The organism is Aeromonas sp. R7-1, assembly GCF_040908115.1.
GTDB lineage: Bacteria > Pseudomonadota > Gammaproteobacteria > Enterobacterales > Aeromonadaceae > Aeromonas > Aeromonas caviae.
Genome location: NZ_JBFODD010000049.1, coordinates 115,673 through 127,981, shown reverse-complemented (window position 1 = coordinate 127,981; position 12,309 = coordinate 115,673). Strand labels below are relative to the sequence as shown.

At 63.2% G+C, this 12,309-nt stretch carries 12 protein-coding genes; 4 read left to right on the top strand and 8 right to left on the bottom strand.

Going from position 1 to position 12,309, the window contains the following annotated elements; genetic code table 11:
- Position 1: 1 nt before the first annotated feature.
- The 4 genes from AB5Y51_RS13540 to AB5Y51_RS13525 all read right to left on the bottom strand — a co-directional run bounded on the left by AB5Y51_RS13540 (position 2) and on the right by AB5Y51_RS13525 (position 4,169).
- Entirely contained in the window at positions 2–331 is a 330-nt protein-coding gene (locus AB5Y51_RS13540) for a YbaB/EbfC family nucleoid-associated protein (RefSeq protein WP_005301028.1), read from the bottom strand.
- A 124-nt stretch (positions 332–455) separates the two neighbouring features.
- Positions 456–2,936: a DNA polymerase III subunit gamma/tau gene (gene dnaX, locus AB5Y51_RS13535; protein ID WP_324038016.1), complete on the bottom strand. Its 2,481-nt coding sequence runs from the start codon at positions 2,934–2,936 to the stop codon at positions 456–458.
- Positions 2,937–3,113: 177 nt separating this feature from the next.
- A complete protein-coding gene (apt, locus tag AB5Y51_RS13530; protein WP_010674707.1) occupies positions 3,114–3,659 on the bottom strand; it encodes an adenine phosphoribosyltransferase in 546 nt (181 codons plus the stop codon).
- Positions 3,660–3,791: 132 nt separating this feature from the next.
- Positions 3,792–4,169, bottom strand: a complete 378-nt coding sequence (locus AB5Y51_RS13525) for a YbaN family protein (protein WP_039039141.1) — start codon at positions 4,167–4,169, stop codon at positions 3,792–3,794.
- A 177-nt stretch (positions 4,170–4,346) separates the two neighbouring features.
- Between AB5Y51_RS13525 and dusC the strand changes: the two genes are divergently transcribed.
- The 4 genes from dusC (at position 4,347) to AB5Y51_RS13505 (ending at position 7,671) form a co-directional block, all read left to right on the top strand.
- A complete protein-coding gene (gene dusC, locus AB5Y51_RS13520; protein WP_041215188.1) occupies positions 4,347–5,297 on the top strand; it encodes a tRNA dihydrouridine(16) synthase DusC in 951 nt (316 codons plus the stop codon).
- Positions 5,298–5,353: 56 nt separating this feature from the next.
- Complete coding sequence (locus tag AB5Y51_RS13515) at positions 5,354–6,181, top strand: AraC family transcriptional regulator (protein WP_221437033.1); 828 nt, start codon at positions 5,354–5,356, stop codon at positions 6,179–6,181.
- Positions 6,182–6,255: 74 nt separating this feature from the next.
- The gene (locus tag AB5Y51_RS13510; protein WP_221437031.1) at positions 6,256–7,221 is read left to right on the top strand and encodes a DMT family transporter; all 966 of its coding nucleotides are present in this window, start codon (positions 6,256–6,258) and stop codon (positions 7,219–7,221) included.
- Between the two features lie 81 nt (positions 7,222–7,302).
- Positions 7,303–7,671: a TraR/DksA C4-type zinc finger protein gene (locus tag AB5Y51_RS13505; RefSeq protein WP_052815020.1), complete on the top strand. Its 369-nt coding sequence runs from the start codon at positions 7,303–7,305 to the stop codon at positions 7,669–7,671.
- A 157-nt stretch (positions 7,672–7,828) separates the two neighbouring features.
- Here AB5Y51_RS13505 and rnd read toward each other — a convergent pair whose 3' ends face one another.
- The 4 genes from rnd to AB5Y51_RS13485 all read right to left on the bottom strand — a co-directional run bounded on the left by rnd (position 7,829) and on the right by AB5Y51_RS13485 (position 12,289).
- Positions 7,829–8,941 (bottom strand): ribonuclease D, encoded by a 1,113-nt coding sequence (rnd, locus tag AB5Y51_RS13500; protein WP_048208697.1) that lies wholly within the window; start codon positions 8,939–8,941, stop codon positions 7,829–7,831.
- Positions 8,942–9,039: 98 nt separating this feature from the next.
- Positions 9,040–10,716, bottom strand: a complete 1,677-nt coding sequence (fadD, locus tag AB5Y51_RS13495) for a long-chain-fatty-acid--CoA ligase FadD (RefSeq protein WP_010674700.1) — start codon at positions 10,714–10,716, stop codon at positions 9,040–9,042.
- 196 nt (positions 10,717–10,912) lie between these two features.
- Entirely contained in the window at positions 10,913–11,764 is an 852-nt protein-coding gene (locus AB5Y51_RS13490; RefSeq protein ID WP_103260103.1) for an alpha/beta fold hydrolase, read from the bottom strand.
- A gap of 9 nt (positions 11,765–11,773) precedes the next feature.
- Positions 11,774–12,289 carry a Slp family lipoprotein gene (locus AB5Y51_RS13485; RefSeq protein WP_039039136.1) on the bottom strand — a complete coding sequence of 172 codons (516 nt, stop codon included), beginning with the start codon at positions 12,287–12,289 and terminating at the stop codon, positions 11,774–11,776.
- Between the last annotated feature and the right edge of the window lie 20 nt (positions 12,290–12,309).

The window sequence follows — 12,309 nt, the reverse complement described above, 5'->3', positions numbered from 1 at the left end:
CTCAGAAGGGCATCTTGAAGCCCGGGGGCAGTTGCATACCGCCGGTCAGCTCGCCCATCTTGGCCTTGTTCTGCTCTTCCACGCGGCGCACGGCGTCATTGACGGCGGCGGCGACCAGATCTTCCAGCATCTCCTTGTCATCTTCCATCAGGCTGGGATCGATCTCGATACGACGCACGCTGTGGCTGCCGGCCATGGTCACCTTGACCATGCCTGCGCCCGCCTCGCCGACCACTTCCATCTGGGCCAGCTGCTCTTGCATCTTCTGCATGCGCTCTTGCATCTGTTGGGCCTGTTTCATCAGGTTACCCATTCCACCTTTACCAAACATAGATCGTCTCTCGTCTTGAAATCCGGCATCCAGCGCCGGGCTGTGGGTTCATCTACCCTAAGTGGGGGCAGCCAAAAGTCTTTTCAACCGGGGACAAACCCCGGCACGGTTTTTTCACCGCAATTCAGCGACTCAGTGGTTCAATGCTCTCGGGATGGAGCACGGCGCCGAAACGCTGCTGCAAGAATTGTACGTTGGGATCCGCCGCCAGATCCCGGCTCACCTGTTCACGCACCCCGAGATAGAGACGATGCTCTATCTCGAGCGGCGTCTCCCGCGCGGGATCCGAGCCCAGGGTCACATCGATGTGAACCGGGCCGCCCAGCTCGGGACCGATGAGCTCGGCCAGATCGGCGCGGGCCTTGTCGCTCACCAGATGGCGCTGCTCGGGTTTGAGCATCAGGGAGACCCGTTTGCCGTCCCGGGTCATCACCGCGTTGATGGCCAGTTGACGCAGCCGACCCCCCACCCCGGTGCGGGCGATGAGCTCGGCCCAGGCGTCCCCGCAATTGACCAGCAAGGACGAGGGGATCAGACGGGCGACCTCCCCCTCCTCCTCGGGCTGGGCGTCGCTCTCCAGCGCATCCCAGTCGATGGTCTCCATCAACGCAATGGCGGGCTGAGGCTCGCTGGCAGCCACTGGAGGCGCGGCAGGCACCATAGCGGCAACCACAGGTGCCGCCGCATCCGCGCTGCCGGCGTCAGCGCCCAGATCCCAGGGCGGCAGATCCTCCTGCGAAGGAGGTGCCATGGTGGCGGGAGCTGGCTGGGCGGAAGTCACTGCCCGCGTGGGCAACGGGGCACTGGCAAACCCCTCGTCAAACCCCTGATTCAGATACTCTTCGTAGTCACTGGCCCCCTCTTCATAGGCATCCAGAGGAGGCAGGTCGTCATACCCTGTTTGCAAGGCAGGTCCCTGCCCCGGCATCTCGGGCCGCGCCGCTGGTTGCACCTCGGTCTGGGGTGAAGTTGCGACGGCAGGCATCGCAGGGGCCGGTTTGGTCGCGGCCACCGGTTTGACGGGAGTGACCCGGGCAGGCGCGGCGTTTGCACTCTGCTCGCCACGCAGGCGGCTTCGCAGCAGATTGCGCTTGCCAAGCAGGCTCTGCATGCTGGAGGTCGAAGAGATGGCGACGTCTTCCCCTTGGACCTCAACCTGCTGCGTCTGCCCGGTGTCATCCGCCGCCAACGGCGCAGAGGCTGGCTCTGCAGGCGGACTGGTGGGCACCGCGGCCTCGTAGCCCATCCGTTCGGCCTCGCGCAGCAGCTCATCCTGCTCGGCAAAGAGCGGATCCAGCACTGCGCCCTCCTCCGCCTTGAGTGCGGGGGCGACGTGCTCGGCCTCAAGGACCGATGCTGGCGCGGCGGGAGCCTGTGGTGCTGCGCTGGCAGCCGGGGCCGGCTCAGCCCCCTGAGGCTTTCCCGGCAGGAGCGGCGCGTTTTCCCTCGCAGCCGCCATCACGCCGGTGTGCCCTGTCATGAGAGGCTGGGCCGCCAGGTTGGCGGGATGGACCACCTCGCGCCGGGGAGAGAAGGCCAGCATCCGCAGACAGGTCATTTCCAGTGCGGTGCGTCCGTCAGGGGCCCAGGGCAGATCCTTGCGCCCCCCCAGCACGATTTGATAGCAGAGCTGCACCTCTTCCGGGCTCATGGCTCCGGCTAGCTGCAGCAAGGCATCGGCATCCGCCCCCTGCTCCTGCACGCTCGCAGGCAGCAGTTGCGCCATGGCCACCCGATGGAGCAAGGCTTCCAGCTCGGCGTGAAGCTGGTCGAAATCCGGCCCCAGGGTAGCAATCTCGGTGATCTTGGCCATGGTGGCCGGGGCATCCTGGCGCAGCACCGCCTCCAGCAACTGATGCAGGTGGTGATGATCGAGGGTCCCCAGCATGGCGAGCACGCTCTCCAGGCGCACGCTGCCGTTGCCGTGGGCCAACGCCTGATCGGTGAGGCTCAGGGCATCGCGCATGCTGCCGTCGGCCGCCTTGGCCAGGGCCAGCAGGGCGCGAGGCTCGAAGGGTTGACCCTCCTGGTCCAGTACCCATTCGAGCTGCCTGGCAATCTGGGTCTGATCCAGACTCTTGAGATGAAACTGTAGGCAGCGCGAGAGGATGGTGATGGGGAGCTTCTGCGGATCCGTGGTGGCCAGCAGGAATTTCACATAGGGGGGCGGCTCTTCCAGGGTTTTGAGCAGCGCATTGAAGCTGTGGCGCGACAGCATGTGCACTTCATCGATGAGGTACACCTTGAAACGACCACGGGCCGGACGGTACTGCACGTTGTCGAGCAGTTCGCGGGTGTCTTCCACCTTGGTGCGGGACGCCGCATCGATTTCCAGCAGATCGACGAAATTGCCCTGATCGATCTCGCGGCAGGTATCGCACACACCGCACGGATGGCTGCTGATCCCCTGCTCGCAGTTGAGACTCTTGGCCAGAATGCGGGCGATGGTGGTCTTGCCCACCCCGCGGGTCCCGCTCAGCAGGTAGGCATGGTGAAGCCGTCCCTGATCCAGGGCATTGGTCAGGGCAGTCAGCACATGTTGCTGGCCGACCACTTGTTCAAACGTATGGGGGCGCCATTTGCGCGCCAAAACCTGATAGCTCATAGATCTCGATGCTGGGAAACGAGGCATTGAGGCTGGATGCTAACACAAATGGAGGGCTGGCTGTATGGGGGATGCGCCGCCTTGGGAGGGATCGCTTGAATTTCAAACCGGTGCCCGTTCAGGCACCGGTTTGCGGCAGAAAGCAGGGTGACGAGGCCTGCCGCGCGAAGGGGCGATTTACGCCCCCGCGAGTTCCACCAGAGAGACCACCTTGACGCCGGCGGCGGTCAGGCGGGCATCACCGCCCAGGGACGGCAGGGAGATGATGAAGGCAGCATCCGCTACCTCACCGCCGGCGCGGCGGATGAGCTTGACGGTGGCATCGACGGTGCCGCCGGTGGCCAGCAGATCGTCCACCACCAGCACCTTGTCACCGGGCACGATGGCATCGGTGTGCAGTTGCAGGGTGTCGGTGCCGTACTCCAGTGCGTAGGACTCCTCGATGACGGCGCGGGGCAGCTTGCCCGGCTTGCGCACCGGCACGAACCCCAGCCCCATGGCGTAGGCAACCGGGGCGCCGAAGATGAAGCCACGGGCCTCGGTGCCGACAATCTTGGTGATGCCTTGATCACGGTAATGATCGGCCAGCAGATCGATGGTGGCCTTGAAGGCCTCGGCATTCTCGATCAGGCTGGTGATGTCGCGAAACAGAATGCCCGGCTTCGGATAGTCGGGAATGGTCTTGATGCTCGCTTCGATAAACTTCAGGGTTTCCGGATTCATTATTTGACCGCTTATTTTTTGAGCCCTGCCATGGCGGCGCACGGGGTCTCCGCCTGGGGGCAATAAAAAGGCCCGTCACGCAAAAATGACGAGCCGACTCCATAGCATTATTGCCGCGATAGCTTAGGGATTTCACTTCTTCATTGCAACCGGCTCCAGCACCGGCAGACGCATCAACCAGGTGAGCAGGATCACCATTATGACAACCAGCAGCCACCTCACCCAGGGCAACGGCACCACCAGCAGCGATACCGAGAACGAGATCAGGATGAAGATGATGGCGCGGCGTCTCGCGTGACGGCGAATGCCGCGATACTGCTGCCAGTCGAGGATGGGGGGGCCAAACCAGGGATGCGCCAGCAACCAGCCATGAAAGCGGGGGGAGGAGCGCGCAAACAGCGCCGCCGCCAGCAACATGAAGGGGGTGGTCGGCAGCAGGGGCAGGACTATCCCGACTATCCCGGTGGCGAAGGCAAGCCAGCCCAGGGCCATCAGACACCAGCGTTTCATGGGTACTCCTCTGCATGTATCACTGCCTTTAGCCTAACAGAGTTGGCCCGGAAGCTGACAGCCTGGCCCAGTCTGCGGCCGTCGATGGGGGCCATCGAGTGGGCTGACGGCTGACAATCCCGGCCATTGCCACTACAATCTGCGCTCTTTTTTCTCCCCTTGTCTTCGGAAGCAGCTATGCGCGTTATTTTGGCCCCCATGCAGGGGGTGCTGGATCACCTGATGCGGGAGGTCCTCACCTCCGTCAATGATTACGACCTCTGCGTCAGTGAATTCATCCGGGTGGTCGATCAACTGCTGCCCGCCAAGGTCTTCCATCGCCTCTGCCCCGAGCTGAAACAGGATGGCAAGACCCGCGCAGGGACCCCGGTACGAGTGCAACTGCTGGGACAACATCCGGAGTGGCTGGCAGAAAATGCCATCCGGGCCATCGAGCTCGGCTCTCCCGGGGTCGACCTCAACTTCGGCTGCCCTGCCCCCACGGTCAACAAGAGCAAGGGGGGCGCCGTGCTGCTCAAGGAGCCCGAGACCGTCTATCGCATCGTCAAGGCGGTGCGGGAGGCCGTGCCTGCCCACCTGCCGGTGAGCGCCAAGATCCGCCTGGGATACGATGACAAGGATCTCTATCTGGACAACGCCCAGGCCGTCTATCAGGGGGGCGCCAACGAGCTGGCGGTGCATGCCCGCACCAAGCGCGAAGGCTACAAGGCGCCGGCCCACTGGGAGTACGTGGACGCCATCCGCCGCGCCCTGCCCATCCCCGTCACCGCCAACGGCGAGATCTGGAACCATGCCGATGCCCTGACCTGTGCCCGGGTGTCCGGTTGCGATGCCCTCATGGTTGGCCGGGGCGCAATTTCCCTCCCCAACCTCGCCAACGTGATGAAGACGGGGTGTGCCCACATGAGCTGGGCCGAGGTACTGCAATTGATGGTGACCTATACCGAGCAGGATCTGGCGAGCGACAAGGCCGACTACTACCCGAGCCGCATCAAGCAGTGGTTCTCCTACATAGTGCGGGAATACCCCCAGGCCGACGAGCTGTTTCGTCGCATCCGCACCATCAAGACCGCAGAGGAGATCCGCTCCGCCCTCGAGCGCGAGTGCGAGTGCGCCTCACAGGCCTAGACTTGGCCGCCACCCCGCGGCGCCCTATGATGAAGGCTCATTGACAGGAGGTCAGGATGCAGGGAGTACCGGTCAACTTTACCCATCAGCACGACAGGGCCGATTTTCGCTCCCTGCCGGGGCAGCCTGCGACCGAGCTCTATCGCGCCCACATCCAGCACCACATCTTCGATCCCCATAGTCACGAGGGGTTTGGCCTCGGTGTCATCGAGTGCGGTGCCGAGCGCTTTCGCTATCGCGGCAGCCAGCTCCTGGCCGGTCCCGGCAGCCTGGTGCTGATGAACCCCGATGAGCTGCACACGGGCGAGTCAGCCTGCGAGCAAGGGTGGCGCTATCGCATGCTCTACCTGCCCGCCGATCGGCTCGAGGCCATCAGCGGCGAGCGCGACTGGCATTTCACCGATGCCGTGCGAAGCGATCCGCGCACTGCCCCCGTCCTGCAAGCGGCCCTGGATGCCCTCTGGCACTGTGACAGCGAGCTCGCCGCCGACGGCCTGCTGCTAAGGGTGTGCGAGACCCTGCGCCCCCATGCCCGGGCCCTGGCTGCCCCGCGCGAAGCGACCCACCCTCTGGGCCGCGCCATCGACTATATGCAGGCCTGTTTCGCCCGCCCCATGACCCTGGCCGAGCTGGCCGGTGCAGTGAACCTCAGCCCCTACCACTTCCAGCGCAGCTTCAAGGCCCGCTTTCACGTCACCCCCCAGCAGATGTTGATGGCCATCCGCCTGCAGCGCGCCAAGGGGTGGCTGGCTGCCGGCCTGCCCGCTGCCGAGGTGGCCGCCGCCTGTGGTCTGGCCGATCAGTCCCACCTCAACCGGGCCTTCCTGCGCCGCTATGGCACCACCCCGGTCCGCTACCAGAAACAGGTGCAGGCTGGCCGCTAAAGCGCAATCTGGTTCAATACGCCCCCCTTCCCCCCTGCTAGGCTGGCCTCCTTCTTCTTTACCGGATATGAAACATGTTGATCGGAGTCCTGTTTGCCCTGCTGGCCGGCCTGATGTGGGGGCTCATCTTCGTCGCCCCCCTCTTGGTAGACGGCTATCCCCCCGCCCTGCTCGCGAGCGGCCGCTACCTCGCCTTCGGCCTCATCGTACTGCCGCTCGCCTGGCAGGCCCGCAAACACCTGGCGGCCCTCTCGGCCAGCGACTGGCGAGAGGCCCTCACCCTCACTCTGGTGGGGAACCTCCTCTACTACTTCTGCCTGTCGGGGGCCATCTTGCGCATCGGCTCGCCCCTGGCGGCCATGTTTATCGGCACCCTGCCGGTGGTGACGGCCCTGGCCGCCAACCGCCTCTATGGCGCACGGGACGGTCGCCTCTCCCGCACCCGGCTCTACCCGTCCCTGGTGCTGATGGGGGCCGGCCTTTATCTGGTCAACAGCGCCGAGCTGACCTGGCACACCGAGGCGCGCACCGAACAACTGCTTGGGCTCGCCCTGGCGGTGGGCGCCGTGCTGTGCTGGACTTGGTATCCCCTGCGCAACGCCCGCTGGCTGCGCGAGCACCCGGGCCGCAGTCCGGCCGTCTGGGCCACCGCCCAGGGGCTGGTGACCCTGCCGGTGGCGCTCATTGCCTATCTCGGCAGCCTCGGCCATCTTGCCCTGAGCGCACCGGACTTTCCCCTGCCCTTCGGGCCGACGCCCCTGCGCTTCGTGCTGCTGATGGGGGCAGTGGGGCTCTTCTGCTCCTGGCTCGGCACCCTGTGCTGGAACGAGGCGAGCCAGCGCCTGCCGACCGTGCTGGTCGGGCCGCTCATCGTGTTCGAGACTCTGGCGGGGCTCTTGTACGCCTTTATGCTGCGCGGGATCATGCCCCCCATGAGTACCCTGGTGGGTGTCGTCTGTCTGGTGGCGGGGGTGCTCTACGTCATCACCGGCAAGCCGCAGCACCTGCCGGAAAAACCCGTCAAAGCACGGTTAACTTGACTCATGTCATCTTGATAAACCGCGGGTTTCCCTATACTGGCCGAGTTTTATCACTCGTTTTTGGGGGCTGCTGTGTGTGAAGTGACGCAAGCCCGGTTGGCCGAATGGCATCAGCGCCTTCTGACCGACTGGGCGCAAACAAGAGAGGAGCTGATCCGTCAGCTCAATGCCTGTCGACAAGATGACTGGGCACAGAAGGTGGAGCGCTGCGAGCGGGATCAACTGGTTGATCTGACAAGCCGTCTCGATCTGCCCGGGGTGGAACACAGCGTGGCACGCCTCAAGCGGCTCGACGCGGCGCTCTGCCAGATGGATCTGGGGCTCTATGGCTTCTGCTCCGATTGTGAGGAGCCGCTGCTCCCTGAACAGCTGGAACAGGATCCGACCCTGCAACGCTGCCCGCGCTGCGAGGCCCGCTACCGCAAGGGATTCCACGCTCACGAACTCTGATGGGGGCACCCTTTGTGCCCGCCATTTTCCTCCTCCACCCCTTCTCGCTTCCCATCATGACCAACCCCCTGGTGCGACGATCCCGGCAACCCCCGGGGCAGCCGCACAGGCATGAAAAAAGGGAGTCATGGACTCCCCTTCTCGTACTGCGTACTCGTCACTGGGCCAGCAGGTGGCCTACCAGCTCATGACGCCACCCTTGCAGCAGCATGGGCTTGTCCGCCCTGGCCCGCTCCTCGGCACTCATGCGCCAGCTCCAGGTGAAGTACTGGTGGATGATCTTCTTGCTCGCCACCAGCTCCGGCGGAATGTTGCTGGCCTTGGCCTTCTCCTCCACCATGGCCTTGATGCGCTTGAGCTCGGCCTTGTACTGGGGGAAGTCCACCAGACGGCGGATGGGATCGGGCCAGCTCGCAGGGTCGCTCTGCTGGGCGGCGGCGACGATGTCCAGCATCCGCTTGCCGTGGATCTTGATCTCGATGGGCGAGAGGCCCAGCTCGTTGAGCTCCCGAAGGGAAGCGGGACGACGCTCCGCCACCTTGAACAGGTGCAGCTCTTTCACCACGAAGTTGAGGGCGAGATCCCGGCGTACCGCTTCCTGCTGGCGCCAGGCGGCCAGCTCGCGCAGGATGGCCAGCTCACGGCGACCCAGTTGCCAGGCGTTGACTATCTCGAGGTAGGCCTGACGGGGATCGCTGCCCTGGGTCTTGCGGGCGGAGTGGTTCTGGCACTCCTGCTCGAACCAGGGGAACTTGCCGCTCTCGCGCAGTCTGGCCATCACCTTCTCGTAGAGGGGCATGAGGTAGAAGACATCCGCCGCGGCATATTCCAGCTGACGAGGGGTAAGGGGGCGCGCCAGCCAGTCGGTACGGGCCTGATCCTTCTCAAGCTCGACCCCGAGGAATTCGTTGACCAGGGCGCCAAACCCCACCGACACGCCATGGCCCAGGAAGGCTGCCGCCAGCTGGGTATCGTGCATCTGGTTGGGCAGGTGACCCGCCTGATGCTGGATGAGTTCCAGATCCTCACCGGAGGCGTGCAGGATGGCAATCTGTCCGGCCCGACCGAGGCGCTGCCACAAACCGGAGAGATCCAGGGTCAGGGGATCGAGCAGGGCAAGCTGCTTGCCATCGTAGATCTGGAACAGACCGAGCTGGGGATAGTAGGTACGGGTGCGAACGAATTCGGTATCGATGGCCAGGGGAACGTCGGCCAGAGAAGCGAGATACTGATCCAGTTCGGCTTGCTGTGAAATGAGTTGATATTGCATCGTTGCCTGCACGTTGGTCGGATCCAGAAAGAAAAAACCGTGGATGTCCCACGGTTTTGCATAACGACAGCGCTGGACTGCAAAGCAGTGCATGCCGGTTACTGCTTGGCAATCTCCTCGTCGCGCAGCACGCGGCGCAGGATCTTGCCCACGTTGGTCTTGGGAAGTTCGTCGCGAAATTCTACCAGTTTCGGCACCTTATAGGCAGTCAGATGTTTGCGGCAGTGGGCAATTATCTCCTCTTCCGCCAGCTTTGCATCTTTCTTGACCACGAAGATCTTCACCTGCTCGCCGGACACCGGGTTGGGTACGCCGACGGCGGCCACCTCCAGCACCTTGGGATGCAGGGCCACCACGTCTTCTATCTCGTTCGGGTAGACGTTGAAGCCGGAGACCAGGATCATGTCCTTCTTGCGATCGACAATCTTGAAGAAACCCTGCTCGTCGCATACCGCGATGTCGCCGGTGCAGAGCCAGCCATCCTGCATCACCTCGGCGGTCGCCTCCGGGCGCTGCCAGTAGCCGGTCATCACCTGAGGACCGCGCACCTGCATCTCGCCGGGGGCACCCCGTTCGGTGACCTGGTTCCCCTCGTCATCCACCAGACGGATCTCGGTGGAACAGACCGGCAGACCGATGGAGCCGTTGTAATCCACCAGATCATAGGGGCAGACGCTCACCAGGGGCGAGCACTCGGTCAGGCCATAGCCCTCCAGCAGCGGGGTGCCGGTCAGCCCCTTCCACTGCTCGGCCACCGCCCGTTGCACCGCCATGCCGCCACCGATGGTGAGCTTGAGCTTGGCAAAATCCATGCCCTTGAACTCGTCGTTGTTGACCAGGGCGTTGAACAGGGTGTTCACCCCGGTGATGCAGGTGAAAGGATACTTCTTGATCTCTTTGACAAAACCCGGGATGTCGCGGGGGTTGCTGATGAGCAGGTTGTAGCCCCCCAGACGCATGAACAGCAGGCAGTTCACCGTCAGGGCGAAGACGTGATAGAGCGGCAGCGCCGTGACCACAAACTCCTTGCCGCGCTCCAGCACGGGGCCATAGACACCGAGGCACTGCTCGACGTTGGCGATCATGTTGCGATGAGTCAGCATGGCCCCCTTGGAGAGGCCGGTGGTCCCGCCGGTGTATTGCAGGAAGGCGATGTCCTGGTTGCTGATCTCGGGTTTGATGTACTGCAGGTAGCGCCCCTTGGCGAGGGCCTGGCGCATGGTGCTGGCATGGGGCAGGTTGTACTTGGGCACCAGCTTCTTGACGTATTTGACCACGAAGTTGACCAGGGTCCCCTTGGCCAGCCCCAGGTTGTCCCCCATCCGGGTCAGGATCACATGCTTGACCGGGGTGTCATACACCACTTTTTCCAGGGTGTGGGCAAAGTTGGAGACGATGACGATGGCCTTGGCGCCGGAGTCTTTCAACTGATGCTCCAGCTCGCGCGGGGTATAGAGGGGGTTGACGTTCACCACCGTCATGCCGGCCCGCAGGATGCCGAATACCGCAATGGGGTATTGCAGCAGGTTAGGCATCATCACGGCCACCCTGTCCCCCTTGCCGAGCTTGAGCTCGTTTTGCAGGTAGGCGGCGAAGGCTCGGGACTGCTCCTCCAGCCGACGGTAGGTAATGGTCTGCCCCATGTTGACGAAGGCGGGTTGATCGGCGAACTGGTTCACCGACTCTTCAAACATCTCGACCAGAGAGCCGTATTGGTCTGGATTGATCTCGGCGGGCACCCCTTCTGGATAACGCTTCAGCCAGACTCTTTCCACGAACTTCTCCTGCATAACTCGCACCTGTGCGCTCACTGTGTTGCCTCCGTCCCTGTCACATCCATTTCAATCAATTGTTTTAAGTTCATGCTCTAATGCCGCACATATTTACATAAGGCAACATCAATTAACAGTGAATTAACAACGGGAAATGTGAGGGAGAAAGCAAACCTGACATGATTCAAAGCCGCCGATCCTACCGGATTTGAGCGAAGTTTTCGATATAAACGGCGGTTTCTGATGAATTTTCCATATGAAAATGATGGCCTCCTGCCACTGTCACCCGTTCAATGTGGCCAAAGGCCGCCTCCCGCAACTGCCACTGTGCCAGGAACCCGGGGAAGCCCTGCTCTCCCCGGATAAAGAGCACCGGACAGACGATGGCCCGGATCAGGGCCTGGGCCTGCCCCTCGCTCATGCGCAGGGGCGAGAGATCGCGAAGACGGGGATCACTGCGCCAATACCAGCGCCCTGTCCGCGCCTCCAGTTGTCGCTCGCAGATAAGGCGTGCCGCACTCGGGGGGATGTCTGCCACCTTGCAGCGGGCAGCCACCGCCTCCTCGAGGGTGGCAAATCCACTGGTTGCACGCTCACGGGTACGAGTGCGGTTGAGGATGGCGCGGCGCAGCTGCCCCGGTACCTCCTCGTCGGGCTGGCTCAAGGGGCCGAGCCCCTCCAGCAGAATGAGCCGCTCGATTTGTTCGGGAAAAACGCCGGCATAGGCAGAGGCAATCAGCGCCCCCAGGGAGTGACCAAGCAGGATGAAACGCTGCCAGCCCGCGGCCTGGGTGATCTGGTAGAGATCATCCAGCCAGTCCACGAAGACATAGGGAGTCGACTTGTGATCGGAGTGACCATGGCCCGGCAGATCGACGCAGACCAGATGAAACGCTCCCAGCCAGGGGGCCAGAGGCAAAAAGCTGGCACCGTTGTCGAGCCAGCCATGGAGGGCCACCAGCAGCGGTCTGCCCTCCTGACCATTGTCCAGCAGGGCGATGTGCCGCCCGTCCGCCAGGCGCAGCCTGCGCTCCTGCAATGTCGCCGTCATCCGGGCTCCTCAGCGGCGCAGGGGCCGTCTGGGCCAGAAGGGATCATAGAAAGGATCGTAAAAGTAGGGATCCATGTAGCGGATCTCCACCTCCTTCACCGGTGGCCACAGCTTGCTCCCCGTCACCTTGAGTACCGAGAAGCGATACTTGTGCTCGCCAATCTGGCTGTCCACCGGCTTGTCGAGGGTGCCGAGCACCGTCAGGCTGCGACCCTTGGCATAGAGGGTCGGGTCGACAAACCCCTGCATGATGGCGAGAAAACGACCGGGGCTCTGCTCGGTCTGCTCCGGCACCCCATTGGACTTGAGGGGCAGATAGACCACCTCGATGACACTCTGATCCGCCTTGTTGTGGACCGCCGAGATGACACCGCTCCAGCGGGCCGGCTTGCCTTCCATCCCCTGCAGAGCGGGTTGATAGGCCACCAGCTGATCCGCAGGCTCATAGGCAAGCTCTTTGGGCACCGTGCTGCAACCGCCCAGCAGCAGCCCCACCAATCCCAGCATGATCACGGATTTTCTCATTCGTCTCTCCTTCATCGTCC